Annotated in this window: 17 protein-coding genes; 13 read left to right on the top strand and 4 right to left on the bottom strand. The window is 74.0% G+C overall.

Annotated features, from left to right (window positions below):
• The first annotated feature begins 35 nt into the window (after positions 1–35).
• Positions 36–1,277 carry an arginine deiminase gene (locus AVL62_RS02350; RefSeq protein WP_058890078.1) on the top strand — a complete coding sequence of 414 codons (1,242 nt, stop codon included), beginning with the start codon at positions 36–38 and terminating at the stop codon, positions 1,275–1,277.
• Positions 1,277–1,660 (top strand): sterol carrier family protein, encoded by a 384-nt coding sequence (locus tag AVL62_RS02345; protein ID WP_058890077.1) that lies wholly within the window; start codon positions 1,277–1,279, stop codon positions 1,658–1,660. Before AVL62_RS02350 ends, AVL62_RS02345 begins: the two co-directional genes overlap by 1 nt.
• A 7-nt stretch (positions 1,661–1,667) precedes the next feature.
• Here the strand turns inward: AVL62_RS02345 and AVL62_RS17450 are convergent, their stop codons facing one another.
• Positions 1,668–2,276, bottom strand: coding sequence for a winged helix-turn-helix domain-containing protein (locus AVL62_RS17450; RefSeq protein ID WP_058890076.1), 609 nt, complete (start codon positions 2,274–2,276; stop codon positions 1,668–1,670).
• Between the two features lie 68 nt (positions 2,277–2,344).
• Here AVL62_RS17450 and AVL62_RS02335 point away from each other — a divergent pair, with 68 nt between their 5' ends.
• The 8 genes from AVL62_RS02335 to purM all read left to right on the top strand — a co-directional run bounded on the left by AVL62_RS02335 (position 2,345) and on the right by purM (position 10,636).
• Positions 2,345–3,646 carry an MFS transporter gene (locus tag AVL62_RS02335; protein WP_058890075.1) on the top strand — a complete coding sequence of 434 codons (1,302 nt, stop codon included), beginning with the start codon at positions 2,345–2,347 and terminating at the stop codon, positions 3,644–3,646.
• A gap of 30 nt (positions 3,647–3,676) precedes the next feature.
• Positions 3,677–4,537, top strand: a complete 861-nt coding sequence (locus AVL62_RS02330) for an LLM class flavin-dependent oxidoreductase (protein ID WP_058890074.1) — start codon at positions 3,677–3,679, stop codon at positions 4,535–4,537.
• Positions 4,538–4,671: 134 nt separating this feature from the next.
• Positions 4,672–6,099 (top strand): cell wall-binding repeat-containing protein, encoded by a 1,428-nt coding sequence (locus tag AVL62_RS02325; RefSeq protein ID WP_058890073.1) that lies wholly within the window; start codon positions 4,672–4,674, stop codon positions 6,097–6,099.
• A gap of 88 nt (positions 6,100–6,187) precedes the next feature.
• Positions 6,188–6,442, top strand: a complete 255-nt coding sequence (locus tag AVL62_RS02320) for a hypothetical protein (RefSeq protein ID WP_058890072.1) — start codon at positions 6,188–6,190, stop codon at positions 6,440–6,442.
• Between the two features lie 13 nt (positions 6,443–6,455).
• Positions 6,456–6,671 (top strand): hypothetical protein, encoded by a 216-nt coding sequence (locus AVL62_RS02315; protein WP_058890071.1) that lies wholly within the window; start codon positions 6,456–6,458, stop codon positions 6,669–6,671.
• A gap of 60 nt (positions 6,672–6,731) precedes the next feature.
• Entirely contained in the window at positions 6,732–8,339 is a 1,608-nt protein-coding gene (gene purF, locus AVL62_RS02310; RefSeq protein WP_058890070.1) for an amidophosphoribosyltransferase, read from the top strand.
• Between the two features lie 356 nt (positions 8,340–8,695).
• Positions 8,696–9,424 carry a hypothetical protein gene (locus tag AVL62_RS02305; protein ID WP_058890069.1) on the top strand — a complete coding sequence of 243 codons (729 nt, stop codon included), beginning with the start codon at positions 8,696–8,698 and terminating at the stop codon, positions 9,422–9,424.
• A 105-nt stretch (positions 9,425–9,529) separates the two neighbouring features.
• The gene (gene purM / locus AVL62_RS02300; protein ID WP_058890068.1) at positions 9,530–10,636 is read left to right on the top strand and encodes a phosphoribosylformylglycinamidine cyclo-ligase; all 1,107 of its coding nucleotides are present in this window, start codon (positions 9,530–9,532) and stop codon (positions 10,634–10,636) included.
• Positions 10,637–10,730: 94 nt separating this feature from the next.
• Here the strand turns inward: purM and AVL62_RS02295 are convergent, their stop codons facing one another.
• The 3 genes from AVL62_RS02295 to AVL62_RS02285 form a co-directional block, all read right to left on the bottom strand.
• A complete protein-coding gene (locus AVL62_RS02295) occupies positions 10,731–11,267 on the bottom strand; it encodes a hypothetical protein (protein WP_058890067.1) in 537 nt (178 codons plus the stop codon).
• A gap of 51 nt (positions 11,268–11,318) precedes the next feature.
• Positions 11,319–11,567, bottom strand: coding sequence for a DUF3073 domain-containing protein (locus AVL62_RS02290; protein WP_058890066.1), 249 nt, complete (start codon positions 11,565–11,567; stop codon positions 11,319–11,321).
• Between the two features lie 132 nt (positions 11,568–11,699).
• Positions 11,700–12,371, bottom strand: a complete 672-nt coding sequence (locus AVL62_RS02285) for a copper resistance CopC family protein (RefSeq protein WP_058890065.1) — start codon at positions 12,369–12,371, stop codon at positions 11,700–11,702.
• Between the two features lie 45 nt (positions 12,372–12,416).
• On the opposite strand from AVL62_RS02285, the gene AVL62_RS02280 reads away from it, so the two are divergent.
• The 3 genes from AVL62_RS02280 to AVL62_RS02270 all read left to right on the top strand — a co-directional run bounded on the left by AVL62_RS02280 (position 12,417) and on the right by AVL62_RS02270 (position 15,115).
• Complete coding sequence (locus tag AVL62_RS02280) at positions 12,417–13,055, top strand: IMPACT family protein (RefSeq protein ID WP_058890064.1); 639 nt, start codon at positions 12,417–12,419, stop codon at positions 13,053–13,055.
• A gap of 96 nt (positions 13,056–13,151) precedes the next feature.
• On the top strand, positions 13,152–14,591 hold the full coding sequence (locus AVL62_RS02275) for a GntP family permease (RefSeq protein ID WP_058890063.1): 1,440 nt from the start codon (positions 13,152–13,154) through the stop codon (positions 14,589–14,591).
• Positions 14,588–15,115, top strand: coding sequence for a gluconokinase (locus AVL62_RS02270; protein WP_058890062.1), 528 nt, complete (start codon positions 14,588–14,590; stop codon positions 15,113–15,115). Before AVL62_RS02275 ends, AVL62_RS02270 begins: the two co-directional genes overlap by 4 nt.
• Positions 15,116–15,122 lie beyond the last annotated feature (7 nt).

Raw genomic sequence — 15,122 nt, 5'->3', positions numbered from 1 at the left:
GGCAGGATGTCCGCACCCCTGCGAAAGGACACGCCATGCCGTTCCACGTCGGATCCGAGGTCGGTCGCCTGCGACAGGTCATCGTGCACCGCCCCGGGCTGGAGATGCACCGGCTGACCCCCGACAACAAGGAGCGCTACCTCTTCGACGAGATCCTGTGGGTGGAGAAGGCGCAGGAGGAGCACGACTACTTCGTGCAGGTCATGCGCGAGCGCGGGGTGACCGTGCACCACTTCGACACCCTGCTGCGCGAGGCGCTCGCCGTCCCCGAGGCGCGCGCCCACGTCCTCGCCCACTCGCTGGACGAGCGGCACGTGGGCCCCCAGGCGGCCGAGGACCTGCGCGCGATGTTCGACGGCATGGACGACGCCGAGCTCACCACCCACCTCATCGGCGGCATCACCAAGGCCGAGGTGCTCGAGCGCATCGGCAGCCCCCGCTCGGTGGTCATCGACCAGTTCGGCCTGCACGACTCGGTGCTCGCGCCGCTGCCCAACCACCTGTTCACCCGGGACACCTCCGCGTGGGCCTACGGCGGGGTGGCCGTCAACTCGATGCACAAGAAGGCCCGCCGCCGGGAGACGGTGCACTACGACGCGATCTACCGCTACCACCCGATGTTCGCCGAGGCCGGTATGCAGTGGTGGAGCCACGGCGTCGACGACGGCCCCGCGACGGCCGAGGGGGGCGACATCCTCGTGCCGGGCAACGGGATGGTCCTCGTCGGACTCTCCGAGCGCACCACGGCGACCGGGGTCGAGCGCCTGGCCCGCGGGCTGCTCGCCTCCGGCCAGGCCGAGCGGGTCGTCGCGCTGGACATGCCCAAGGCCCGCGCGGTCATGCACCTCGACACGGTGATGACGATGCTCGACGAGCAGACCTTCACCCGCTACCTCGGGCTGCCCGACCTCACGTCCTGGACCATCACCGCCGGTGACCAGGACGCCTCGACCGGCGAGTTGCGCCTGGAGATCGAACGCCACGAGCCGGAGCAGATGATGCAGGTCATCGCGCGCGGCCTCGGCCTGGACTCGGTGCGGGTGCTCGCCGCCGAGCAGGACCCGAGGGCGGCGGCCCGGGAGCAGTGGGACGACGGCTGCAACGTGCTCGCGCTCGAGCCCGGAGTCGTCGTCGGCTACCAGCGCAACACGGTGACCAACGCCTACCTGCGCGAGCAGGGCGTGGAGGTGCTGGAGATCGCCGGCTCCGAGCTGGGGCGGGGGCGCGGCGGCCCGCGGTGCATGTCCTGCCCGGTCGAGCGCGACCCGCTCGCCTGATGCCCGCCCGCCGCAGGGTCGACCCGGCCGCCGGCGAGCAGGCGCTCGCGGCCTGGGAGGCTGCCCGGTCCGCCGGCCCGGGCGGCGCGCCGGAGGTCTCCCGCAGCCAGCTGGCCACCGCGGTGCGCTACCTGCTCGAGGACCTCGTCGAGCGCGCGCCCGGCAGGTCGGTCGAGGTGCGGATCCCGCCGTATGCCGCCGCGCAGGTCGTCGAGGGCCCGCGGCACACGCGCGGGACCCCGACCAACGTGGTGGAGACCGACCCGCAGACGTGGCTGGCGCTGGCGACCGGGCGGACCACCTGGGCCGAGGCGACCGCGAGCGGCGCGGTCCGCGCGTCGGGGCAGCGGGCCGACCTCACGGCATACCTGCCGCTGCGCTGAGCCGGGCTCAGGCGTCGGTGGGCTCCTCCGGCGGCAGCGGGAAGAGCAGCTGGTAGAGCTTGACCCGCCGGGCCCCCTCCTCGCCGTGCTCGGTGCGGGCGGCCTTCGCCCGCTCGAGGTGCTCGGTCATCGTGGCGGCGATGGCGTCGCCGAGGGCGTCGGCCTCCTCGAAGGTCAGCATGGCCGTGGCCTCGTTGGAGGTGGCGATGCCGGCCCACGCCTCGTCCTCGGACTCCATCCGCGCGATCCACTCCTGCACCCGCGCGTTGCGCATCTCCATCTGGTGGAGCATGACCGTCTGCGCGGCGGTGCGCGCCGCGGCGTCCTCCGCGACCGCGTCCAGGCCGAAGGAGAAGCCGACGCTGGTCCACCACCGCTCCCGCGCCGAGCCGCGCGCGGTGTCCTCCTCGACGAGCCCGTGCCGCTCCAGCTGGCGCAGGTGGTAGCTGGTCTGCCCGGTGTTCTCGCCCATGGCCCGCGCCAGCATCGAGGCGGTCGCCGCGCCGTGGTCCTTGAGGTAGTCGTACATCCGCAGCCGCAGCGGGTGGGCGAACGCCTTGAGCGTGGCGGCGTCGACGGCACGGGCGACGTGGGGGGAGGGGTTGCGTTGCGGCATAGTCCAAAGATACCTTTGCAGAGGTTAGTTTGCACACAATCTTCTGCACCCAGGATAGGGGACCGGCCATGACGGCATCCACCACTAGGACCGCGGCGACCTCGCCCGGCACGGCCACCACGCCCCTGGGGCGGCCCTTCGAGGCCCACCTCGGTGCCGTCGGTCTGGCGAACCTCGCTGACGGGGTCGTCCAGATCGGGGTCCCCCTGCTGGCGGTGACCCTCACCCGGTCCCCTCTGCTCATGGGGGTGCTGACCGCCGCGGTGTGGTTGCCGTGGCTGGTCTGCGGCATCCCCGCCGGGGTGCTGGTCGACCGGTGGGACCGGCGCCGCACGATGGTGGTCGCCCTCGGCGTCCGGGCCGCCCTCCTGGGCGGGGCCGGGGTCCTCGCGCTGTCCGACCGGCTCACCATCTGGGTGCTGGTCGGGCTCGCGCTGGGCTACGGCGTCACCGAGGTCTTCGCCGACCTCGCTGCGGCCGCGCAGGTGCCGGCCCTGGTCGGGCGCTCGGCCGGCCCGCTGCGCCGGGCGAACTCCCGCCTCCTCGCGGTGGAGCAGGTGAGCAACGGCTTCGTGGGGCCGCCGCTGGCCGGTGTGCTGGTCGCGCTCGGCGCGGCGTGGCTCGTCGGCTCCTCGGCGCTGGTGGTGGTGGGCGCCGTCCTGGTCCTCGTCCTCGGCCTGCGCGGGAGGTATGCCCCGGTGGCCCGCGAGGTCGAGAGCGTGGGGTCGCGGTGGTCGGAGCTGACCTCGGGGATGCGCACCCTGTGGACCCACCCCGTGCTGCGCCCCCTGGCGATCGCCGCGGGGCTGTGGAACTTCGCCTCGACCGCCCTCAGCGCGGTCCTCATCCTCTGGCTCGTCGGTCCCGAGTCGGAGGGCGGCCTGTCCCCGCAGCTCTTCTCCCTCGCCATGGTGGCGCTCCCCGTCGGTGCCCTGCTGGGCAGCATGGTGGCCAGCAGGATCATCGAGCGCTTCTCGGAGATGTCCGTCCTCGTCGCGTGCTGGGGGCTCAACGCCCTCTTCAACCTCCCCCTGCTCCTGTGGCCCTCGGTGTGGGGGCTGGCCCTGTTCCTCCTGGCGGCCGGTCCGCTGGGGGTGATCGGCAACGTCGTCTCCGGCTCCATCCGGCCCCGCCTGGTGTCGGGTGACCAGCTGGGCCGGGTGGGGGGCGCCTCCCGGGTGCTGGTCTTCGGGGCGATGCCCCTCGGCGCCCTGGTGGGCGGGCAGGTCGCGGCGCTCCTCGGCATCCCGGCGGTCCTGGCCGGTGTCCCCGTGGTGATGCTCCTGGCCACCGCCCTGGTCGCCGTCGGTGTCCCGCAGGCGCTGGTGGACGCGCACGAGCTGGCTCCCGACCCGGAGCCGGTCGGCTGAGACCGGCCGGAGCGCGTTAGCGTCCTGCGCATGAGGATCGGTGTCTGCATCCTGCCCGAGCATCCCTGGCGCGAGGCCGAGCCGCTGTGGCGGCAGGTGGAGGAGTGGGGGTTCGAGCACGCCTGGACCTACGACCACCTCGTCTGGGCCGGGCTCCCGCGGGCCCCGTGGCACTCCACGGTCGCCACCCTCGCGGCGGCCGCCGTGGTCACGGACCGGGTCCGGCTCGGCACCTTCGTCGCCTCCCCGAACTTCCGGCACCCGGCGCTGCTGGCCAAGGACGTCACCACCCTGGACGACCTCAGCGACGGGCGCGTCCTGCTCGGCCTGGGGGCCGGCGGGGACCTGGACAGCCGGCTGCTCGGCGACCGGCACACCCGCGGGGAGCGCACCGCCCGGTTCGCGGAGTTCGTGCCCCTGCTGGACCGGTTGCTCACCGAGGACGACGTCCAGGTCGAGGGCGAGTTCTTCACGGTGGCCGGGGCGGGGGCCCGCCCGCGCTGCGTCCAGCAGCCACGGGTGCCCTTCGTGGTCGCCGCCAACGGCCCGCGCGCCATGCGGCTGGCGGTGGCGCACGGCGCCGGCTGGCTCACCACCGGGCCTCCCGGCGCCGCCGACGAGGGGCTCGACGCGTGGTGGCGCGGCGTGCGCGAGCTCGGCGCCCGGGTGGACGCGCTGGAGGCCGGGGCGGATCGGGCCCGGCCCCTGGACCGCTACCTGTCCCTGGATGCCGGGTCACCCGCCCTGGGCAGCCTGGAGGAAGCCCAGGACCGCATCGGCCGGGCCGCGGAGGCCGGGTTCACCGACGTCGTGGTGCACTGGCCGCGCGCGGAGGACCCCTACCACGCCGACGTGCGCGTCCTGGAGGCGCTCGCGGCCGCGCGTCCCTGAGCGAGGCGCGGCGCGGCATACCGGTGATGTATCCCGGCGGGGCGGGGGCGCTCTGAGCCCCCGACGCCCCGGCGGAGGCGAGGGGCCTCCCGGCGTCACCGGCCCGTGACGGCCGGCGCCCGAAGGAGATCCGCATGACCACCACCACCAGGACCCTGCGCAGGGCAGGGTTCGCGACGGGGACGGCGCTCGCGCTCGGCACCACGGTGCTCGCCGCCACCCCGGCGCTCGCCGCCACGCTCGGCGACCACGAGATCAGCGGGGTGCAGTTCGTCAACGACGACTGCAGCCGCAACGAGTACGCCATCCAGGCCGACGTCACCGGCACCACCGACGACGTCGGCGGCTTCGACCGCGTCCGGTTCGAGGTCTGGGACGACGGCACGCTCAAGGACAGCCGCATCCTCGAGGTCGAGGTGGGCACGACGCGGGAGCTCAACGCGTTCCTGTCCTTCGTCGGCCTCTACGGCACCGGGGCGCCCGGGGTCGGCATCGTCATCAGCGACGTGGACGCCGACGGCGACGTCGTCGGCACCCTGGAGACCGTCGACCCGTTCTACCCCGACGACGTCGACGGGCCGTGCACCTTCGACGTCGAGCGGATCGGCGGGCCGACCCGGATCGAGACCGCCGCCATGCTCTCGGAGCAGAAGTTCGTCATGGCCGACACGGTGGTCATCGCCACGTCCACGACCTACCCGGACGCCCTCGCGGCGGCCCCGTGGGCCGCGCAGCTCGGGGCCCCGCTGCTGCTCACCACCCCGGGAGGGCTGTCCGCGGCGACCCGCGACGAGCTGCTGCGGCTCGCGCCCGACGACGTCTACGTCGTCGGTGGGCCGGCCGCGGTGGGCGGCCAGGTCCTCACCGACGTGCAGGCCGCCCTCCCGGGAGCCGACGTCGAGCGGGTGTCCGGGCCCGACCGCTACGGGACGGCCGGCGAGGTCGCGCAGCGCGTGGTGCAGGACAGCTCGGCCGAGCTCTTCGTCGCCTCGGGGCAGGACTTCCCGGACGCCTTGGTGCTCAGCGCCCTGGCGGCCCGCCACCAGGCCCCGCTGGTCCTCACCAAGCACGCCGAGGTGCCTCCGGAGACCGCGAGCGCCGTGGCCGCGCTGACCTTCGACGACGTCTACGCCGCCGGCGGCACCACCGTGCTCTCCGACGACGTCCTCGACGACGTCTCCCTCGGTATGCCGTGGACGCGCTACAGCGGTCCGGACCGCTACGACACCGCCGAGGCGGTCCTCGAGCAGTTCCCGGCGGAGGGCAAGGTGATGGTGGCCACGGGGCAGGACTTCCCCGACAGCCTGACCGCCGTGCCGGTCGCCGCGCGGACCGGGGCCGGGGTGGCGCTGACCCGCCCGGACGCGGTGCCGCCCGGGGTCCTCGACGAGGTCGAGCGGCTCGTGACCGGCTTCTCGTTCCCGCTCATCACCGTGGTCGGCGGGGAGCTGGCGGTGCACGACACCGTCGAGACGCAGCTGCTCGGTCTCGTCGGGGGCCTGGCCGACCCGGCGAGCCGCTCCAGCGGTGGGCTGACCGACCGCAACATCGGGCAGGGGTGATCCCTCCCGCCTGGTCCCCGTGACGGGTCACCGGCGCGGCAGCCACCCGGCTGCCGCGCCGGTCCGCGTCCTGACGGATACTGGTCGGGTGCCACCCTCGGACCCCACGGACGAACCCACCCGGCTGCCGGTGCGGCGCCGGCCCCGGCTGAGCCGGTTCCTCGTCGCCGGCGCGCTCGTCGGCTTCGTCGTCGGCGCCGTGATCTCCCTGCTCGGGCCGGACGCCCCCGGCAGCAGCGCCGGCCAGGAGGTCATCCTCCTGGGGGCTACCGGTGCCGTCTTCGCCGGGCTCGCCGCCGCCATCGTCTACCTCGCCCTCGACCGTCGCGCCGGGCGCGACTGACCGGCCAGGGCCCGTGGAGCAGCGTCGTCCCGACCTGGTGCGCTTCTTGGCGACCGGGGCGGTCGTCGGTGCGGTCGTCGCGGTGATCGTGGCGGCCCTCGGTCGGGACGTGCCCTACGTCAACGGGCTGGAGGAGTACCTCCTCTTCATCCTCATCGGCGGCGGGGCGGGGTTCGCCCTCGGGGCGCTGGCCTACCTCGTCGCCGACCGCCCGCGGCTGGGCTCCTGAGCCCCCGGCCCGACCCGGCGGGCGGTGCGCCGGGTCCGTGGACTGTGGGACCATGGGGCCGTGGCTCGCGCTGACGGACGGCTCTCGCACGACCTCCTTCCCGAGGAGCGTCTGCCCCAGGACGCCTGCGGCGTCTTCGGGGTGTGGGCACCCGGCGAGGAGGTCGCCAAGCTCACCTACTACGGTCTCTACGCCCTGCAGCACCGCGGGCAGGAGGCGGCGGGGATCGCGACCAGCGACGGGCAGCGGCTGGTCGTCTACAAGGACGTCGGCCTCGTCAGCCAGGTCTTCGACGAGTCGGCGCTGGCCTCCCTCCAGGGTCACCTGGCGGTCGGGCACTGCCGCTACTCCACCACCGGGCGCAACTCCTGGCAGAACGCTCAGCCGACGCTCGGCGGCACCGCCGAGGGGACCGTCGCGCTGGCCCACAACGGCAACCTCATCAACACCTCCGAGCTGCGCGACGTGCTGCGCGAGATGCTCGGCGGGGACCTCTCGCGCTCGACCGGCGAGGTCGGGCGCGGCAACACCACGGACACCGCGATCGTGACCGGGATGCTGACCGCCGACCCGGACCTGTCGCTGGAGGAGGCGGCCATGCGGGTGCTGCCGCAGCTGCGCGGCGCCTTCTCCCTGGTCTTCTGCGACGAGGGCACCCTGTATGCCGCGCGCGACCCCCAGGCGGTGCGCCCCCTGGTGCTGGGCCGGCTGGAGCGGGGCTGGGTGGTCGCCTCCGAGACCGCGGGGCTGGACATCGTCGGTGCCTCCGTGGTGCGGGAGGTCGAGCCCGGGGAGCTCATCGCCATCGACCACAACGGTCTGCGCTCGCGCCGGTTCGCCGAGCCGGCGCCCCGACGCTGCGTGTTTGAGTGGGTCTATCTCGCGCGGCCCGACACCACGATCGCCGGGCGGGAGGTCTACGACTCCCGGGTGGAGATGGGCCGACAGCTGGCCCGCGAGCACCCGGTCGAGGCCGACATGGTCATGCCGACGCCGGAGTCGGGGACGCCGGCCGCCATCGGCTACGCCCAGGAGTCGGGTATCCCCTACGGCCAGGGGCTGGTCAAGAACGCCTACGTGGGCCGGACCTTCATCGCCCCCAGCCAGACCATCCGGCAGCTCGGGATCCGGCTCAAGCTGAACCCCCTGCGCGACGTCATCAAGGGCAAACGGCTCGTCGTGGTGGACGACTCGATCGTCCGCGGCAACACCCAGCGGGCGCTCGTGCGCATGCTGCGGGAGGCCGGAGCCGCCGAGGTGCACGTGCGGATCTCCTCGCCCCCGGTGCGCTGGCCCTGCTTCTACGGCATCGACTTCGCCACCCGGGCCGAGCTCATCGCGACCGGCCTGGAGGCCGCCGACATCTGCGCCTCGCTGCGCGCCGACTCCCTGGGCTACATCTCCACCGAGGGCATGGTGGCGGCCACCGAGCAGCCCCGCTCCTCGTTGTGCACCGCCTGCTTCACCGGGGACTACCCGATCGAGCTGCCCCGCGAGGACCAGCTCGGCAAGGACGTCCTGGAGCTGCAGTTCCCCGTCGACACCCAGGGGGCGGACCCCACCGACGTCGGCACCCTCGAGGTGGATCGCGCCCGCGAGGCGCGCGACATGGACAACGTCGGCGTCACGGCCGGCGCCGGCGGCTCCGACGCCGTCCGCCGCCCCTGACGCCCGCACCGACGGCGCAGGCGACCCTGTCGCCCGCGCATCCCTGACCGCACCGTCCTCCTGTCGCCCGCACCGACGGCACCGGCGACCCTGTCGCCCGCGCACCCCTGACCGTTCTGTCGCGAGGCTCGACCCTGTGCACGCCACATGAGCCCCAGGGATACCTGTGCACGCTGGTGCAGCCTGTGCACACGGTAGAACCTACGTACAGGCTGCATGCGCGTGCACAGGCTGCGTCTGGGACCGCGAGGAGCACTTCACCGCGCGGAGCGGGAGGAGCACTTCACCGCGCGGGCCGGGGCGAGGAGGTCTAGCGTCCGTGGCGACGGGTCGGTGACCCGGGATGCGGAGGCGCCATGAGCGAGCACGACGACCAGACCGTGCCTGACACCGACGAGGACCAGGCCCCGACTGAGCCGGACGACGAGCGGGCTGCGGCCGACGCGGACCGGGCCGCGGCCGAGCCGGACGACGAGCGGGCCACGGCCGAGGACCCCGACCCCGCGGAGCCGGAGGGGACGGCAGACGAGGATCAGGCCCCGGCCGAGCCCGACGACTCCGAGGCGTCCGCCGCGCCGTCGGCCACGGAGGACCACGACGCCGAGGAGGCGGAGGAGACCCGGCGCAGGCAGGAGGAGTTCGCCCGGGAGCACGACCCGGCCGACCACGACGTGGACGCCGGTGAAGAGTTCCGTCAGCCGGGCGACTGGACCGCCGACGAGGACGGCCCGCAGGAGCTCGAGACCGACCGGAGCATGCTCGCCGCGACCGGGTCGGCGACCACCGGAGAGGGTGGCGCGGACGGGTCCGGCGCGACCGAGGGTGGTGCGGACGGGTCCGGCTCGACCGAGGGTGACGCGGACGGTGGCAGCTCGGAGGAGGAGATCCGGGACGGGGGTCACGGGTGGGGCTCGGCGGCACCCCGTGCCGACGGGGGCGCGCCGGAGGGCCACCCGGTCAAGGCCTGGCACGACACCATGACCTTCGTCCTCCCGGACGAGGAGGGCTACGACGCCGAGGCGCACGAGTACTTCGTGGACGGGGAGACCGCGGAGCGCGCCGGCTTCCGGCACGCGCACGGCTGAGCCCGGTCGTCCCCGGCCGTGCCCGACCGGGCGGGGCGTCGACGGGGTGCGGTTCGGCATACGCTGGGGGTGCCCACCCACCGCCACGCCCCGAGGGGACCCGCGATGAGCGACCAGCCGATCACCTATGCCAGCGCGGGCGTCGACGTGCACGCCGGCGACCGCGCCGTCGAGCTCATGAAGGAGTCGGTACGGCGGGCGCAGCGTCCGGAGGTCCTCGGTGGGCTGGGGGGTTTCGCGGGGATGTTCGACGCGTCTGCGCTGCAGGGGATGCGGCGGCCCGTCCTGGCGACCTCGACCGACGGGGTCGGCACCAAGGTGGCGGTCGCCCAGGCGATGGACGTCCACGACACCATCGGCCAGGACCTCGTCGGCATGGTGGTCGACGACATCGTCGTGAGCGGGGCCGAGCCGCTGTTCATGACCGACTACATCGCCTGCGGCAGTGTGGTGCCCGAGCGGATCGCCGCGATCGTCGCGGGCATCGCGCGCGGCTGCGAGCTGGCGGGCGTCGCCCTGGTGGGTGGCGAGACGGCCGAGCACCCCGGTCTGCTCGACCCCCACGAGTATGACGTCGCCGGGGCCGCGACGGGTGTCGTCGAGCACGACGCGGTGCTGGGTCCGCAGCGGGTCGCCGCGGGCGACGTCGTGCTGGCGCTGGCCAGCTCGGGCCTGCACAGCAACGGCTACTCCCTCGTGCGCCGCGTCGTCGCGGCCGCGGGGTGGGGCTGGGAGCGGGAGGTGCCTGAGCTCGGGCGGACCCTGGGGGAGGAGTGCCTGGAGCCGACCCGCATCTACACCCGGCCGCTGCTCGAGCTGGTCCGCGCGGCGGGGCCGGACCTACACGTCCTGTCGCACGTCACCGGTGGCGGGCTGGCGGCCAACCTGGCCCGGGTGCTGCCACCGGGGATGCTGGCGACGGTGGAGCGGACCTGGCAGCTGCCGCCGATCTTCACGCTGGTGCAGGAGCTGGGGCAGGTGCCGCTGGCCGACCTCGAGCAGACGCTCAACATGGGGGTGGGGTTCGTCGCCGTCGTGGCCCCCGCGGAGGCCGACCGGGCGGTCGCGCTCCTGGAGGAGAACGGCATACAGACCTGGCCGGTGGGGACCGTCGAGGTGGCGGGGGAGGATGCGACCGGTCCGGACGTCGTGCAGGGAGCCAAGGGGGTCGACGGCGGCGCGGTGCGGGTCGTCGGGGACTACAGGCGCTGAGTCTCCCTGACCGCGCGTCCGGTGCTGCCTGACCGCGCGTCCGGTGCTGCCTGACCGCGCGTCCGGTGCTGCCTGACCGCGCGTCCGGTGCAGATCAGGGGGTGTCGGGGGTGATGAGGACCCAGTACTCGGTGGGACCGCGTCCGCCGATGAAGCCGCCCCACCGGATGTCCGCGGCGTCGGGCGTGAGCTCGGTGCGCACCCGCTCGTTGGTGGGCTCGGCGACGACGATGCTCTCCGCCGGGTCCTCGAGACGGACCTGCACGCTGTGCTCGGGGGAGTTGACCGCCCAGCCGTCCCAGGCGAGGACCGCGCCCTCGGACCGGTCGGGCTCGACGGGCTCCTCGCCGCGCATGAGCACCACGGAGGGGAGGGCGACCGCGTCGACGGGGTCGCACGCCGCTGCCTGCACCTCGCTCCAGGAGGCGTCCTCGGTGAGGACCTCCTGGCACCGGCGCACCTCGTAGGTCACGGTGTCGACCCCGTTGTAGACGCGCCAGGCGACGAACATGACCAGCGCGATCCCGGCGAGCAGCAGGGGGAGGACCCACCACTGGTTGCGCGGGAGTCGTCCGCTGGCCGTGGACCGGGCGTCGGTCCACCGGGCCTCGTGGCGGCTACGGGTGCCCACCGGCTGCCCGTCGTCCGCCGTCCTCACCGGCCGGCTGCGGACCGGCGAGGCTCACCGTTCTCCGCCGGCCGCCCAGGAGCCGTACTTGTCGTCCTCGTCGTCCTCCGCGTAGGAGGCGTAGGGGTCGTCGTCGTCCTCGGTCTCGTCGTCGTCGGTCTCGTCCGACGGCGGGGAGTAGTCGAACTCGCCGCGAGAGGAGTGCAACTCCCGCTCGAGTGCCGAGAGGTCGGTGTCCGGAGCCGAGTACTTCAGCTTCCGTGCGACCTTGATCTGCTTTGCCTTGGCCCGGCCGCGCCCCATGGCGTGACCCCCTTGTGTCGAGTCTGCCGGGGCGGCATCGCTGGCTGATCGCTCAGGTCGCGGAGCCGGCCCGGGGATGTGTATTCCGTGGGCCCTACGGTACATCAGTGCGGGCACGGCACCCGCATCGGCTCAGGGTGCGGAGCGGCGTCCGCGCTGCCAGGTGGCGACCATGAGCGCGAGCACCCCGACGCCGCCGGCGGCCAGGAGGACCCACGCCCAGACGGGCAGGCCGGAGGAGTCGGCGGTCGAGGCGTCCGAGGTCTCCCCGTCCTGCGAGGTCGCCTCCGGCGACGACTCCTGGGTGGTCTCCTCGGCGGTCTCCTCGGTCTCCGTCGGCGAGGCGGAGGCCTCCGCCTCCTGCGACCCGGACGCCTCCTCCGTCTCCTCGGTGGGCGCCGGGGCCTCGGCGGTGTCCTGCTCCGCCTCGTCCTCGCCACCGGTCACGCTGAACCCGAACTCGCCGGAGATGGGGTGCCCGTCCTCGCTGGTCACCCGCCACGCGACGGCGTAGTCACCGTCCGCGAGGTCGTCCACCAGGTCCTGGGTCATCTCGGTGCCCTCGACCTCCGGCTCGCCCTCCAGCGCCGACCCGCCGTCCGGGTCGGTCACCGTGACGGCGGCACCGACCTGGGCGATCTCGCCGCTGAAGGTCATGGTCAGCTCGTCGAGGTCCCCGGCCTCGACCGTCGCGCCGTCCTCCGGGTCGCTGCCGGTGAGCTCGTCGTGGGCCTGGGCCGGCAGCGGAAGGGCGACCAGGGCCAGGGCCGCGAGCAGGGCGGCGGAGCGGCGCGTCGGTGACATGCCGAGAAGTCTAGGCGGCGCACCTGGACGGCATACCCTGCCCGGGTGGAGCCGACGACCTGCCGCACCCTCGCCGCGCCCGTCGTGGTGCGCACCGAGGAGCGGCGCTCGGTCTTCGAGTGCTGGCTGCGCCGGGTCGAGGACGAGGACGGGGCCCGCGCCGTGGTCGAGGAGGCCCGGTCCACCCTCTGGGACGCCGGGCACCACTGCTCGGCCTTCGTCCTCCGCCCGGACGCCGCGACGGTGCGCAGCAACGACGACGGCGAGCCGGCAGGGACGGCCGGTATGCCGATGCTCGAGACGCTCACGCACGCGGGGGTGACCGACGTGGTCGCCGTCGTCTCGCGCTGGTTCGGCGGCACCAGGCTCGGCACCGGCGGGCTGGTCCGCGCCTACTCCGGCGCCGTCCGCCTCGCCCTCGACGAGGCGCGGCTGCTCACCCGGGCCCGGGTCCGCGAGGTGGACGTGCGGGTGGGGCACGAGGTGGCAGGGCGCCTGGAGCACGACCTCAGGGCCCGCGGCGTGCACATCGCGGACACCCGCTACGGCTCGCAGGTGACGCTGCGGCTGCAGGTGCCGGTCGACCGGGCGGACGCCGTGCCCGACCTGCTCGCCGAGCTCACCGGTGGGGCGGCCGAGCCGGTGCCCGGCACGGACGGGGAGGCCTGGGTCGACCTGGTCTGACCGGGGCCCGGCGCGCGGGGCGTTCCTCCTCGCCCCGTGCGGGGCGCGCGGCTACGGTGGGCCGACGCCACCGATGTCGACCCTTGGAGACTGCCCATGGAACCGATGGACCCCGTCTACGGAGCGGGCACGCTCCTGACCATCGCGGCGGTCGCCGTCGCGGTGCTGCTCTTCCTCATCATCAAGCTGCGGATGCATGCGTTCGTCGCGCTCATCACGGTCAGCTTCCTCACCGGGCTCGCCGCGGGCATCCCCTTCGGCGAGCTGGCGGGGGTGGCCACGAGCTTCTTCGGCAGCACCCTGGGTGCGGTGGCCCTGCTCGTCGGGCTCGGGGCCATGATCGGCCGGCTGCTCGAGGTGACCGGCGGGGCCCAGGTGCTCGCCGACACCCTCATCGGCGGGTTCGGCGAGAAGCGCGCGCCGTTCGCGCTCGGTGTCGCGGCCCTGCTCTTCGGCATACCGATCTTCTTCGACGCCGGCCTCGTCGTCTTCCTGCCCATCATCTTCTCGGTGGCCCGACGCTTCGGCGGTTCCGTGCTGCTCTACGCCATCCCCGCCGCGGGCGCGTTCGCCGCGATGCACGCGATCGTGCCGCCGCACCCCGGCCCGGTGACCGCCGCCACCGAGCTCGGCGGCTCCATCGGCCTCAGCATGCTCATCGGCATCCCCGTCGCCTTCGTCGCGTGGTACCTCGGCGTCTACCTCTTCACCACCGCCTACGCCGGCAAGATCATGGTCCCGATCAACGACTCCATGCTCCGCGGCACCGTCTCGGGCGAGCCGTCGGACCTCGACGACGGCGACGACGACGCGCGTGCCGAGCGCATCGCCCGGGGCGAGGAGGAGGTGACCCCGCCCTCCTTCGGGCTGGTGCTCGGGCTCCTGCTCCTGCCCTTCGTCCTCATCGCGCTCAACACCGGGATCGCGACGCTGCGCTCGGCGGAGGTGCTGGGCGACAGCGTGTTCCTCGACGCCCTGGTCTTCATCGGCCAGACGCCGGTGGCGCTGCTCATCACGCTGCTCGTGACGACCTACGTCCTCGGCACCCGGGGCCGGTCGCTCGCGACGGTCGAGACCCTGCTCAACGACGCGCTCGGCCCCATCTGCGCCATCATCCTCATCACCGGCGCCGGCGGCATGTTCGGCGGGGTGCTGCGCTACTCCGGCATCGGCGGCGCGCTGTCCGAGAGCATGGCCGACCTGGGCCTGCCCCTCATCGTCTCGGCGTTCCTCATCGCCACCCTGCTGCGGGTCGCGCAGGGCTCGGCCACGGTCGCGCTGACGACCACGGCCGGGCTCATCTCGGCGGCCGTCACCGCCGAGGGCCTGTCCGACCTCAAGATCGCCTGCCTGGTCCTCGCGATCGCCGCCGGGGCAACGGTGCTCTCCCACGTCAACGACTCCGGCTTCTGGCTGGTCAGCCGGTTCTTCGGGATGGACGTCAAGACGACCCTGAAGACCTGGACGGTCATGGAGACCACGCTCGGCCTCGCCATCTTCGTCCTCGCCGCCGGGCTGTGGGTGGTCGTGCCATGACGCCCACGCCCGACCCCGCCGGGCTGCCCCTGCACCTCGTCATCATGGGCGTGTCGGGCACCGGCAAGTCCACGATCGGCGAGGCCCTGCACGAGCGGCTGGGCTGGGAGTTCGCCGAGGGCGACGACTTCCACCCCCAGGCCAACGTCGACAAGATGACCAGCGGCCGGCCGCTCATGGACGAGGACCGGTGGCCGTGGCTCAAGGCCCTCGCCGCGTGGACGGCCGAGCGGGACGCCGCCGGCACCCCCACGCTGCTCACGTGCTCGGCCCTGCGGCGGTCCTACCGCGAGGTCCTCACGGAGGGGGGAGCGGGCACCTGGTTCGTCCACCTCTCCGGCGACAAGGGGCTGCTGCTGGACCGCATGAGCGCCCGCGACCACTTCATGCCGCCCTCCCTGCTCGAGTCGCAGCTGGACACCCTGGAACCGCTCGGGGCCGACGAGCGGGGGGCGGTCTACGACGTCGCGAACCCGCCCGAGCGCATCGCGCGGATGGTCCTCGCCCAGCTCGACCAGGACTGAGGCGCCC

This window comes from Serinicoccus chungangensis, assembly GCF_001483745.1.
In the GTDB taxonomy this organism is placed as follows: Bacteria; Actinomycetota; Actinomycetes; order Actinomycetales; family Dermatophilaceae; genus Ornithinicoccus; species Ornithinicoccus chungangensis_A.
This window is presented reverse-complemented; position numbering and strand designations above follow the sequence as displayed.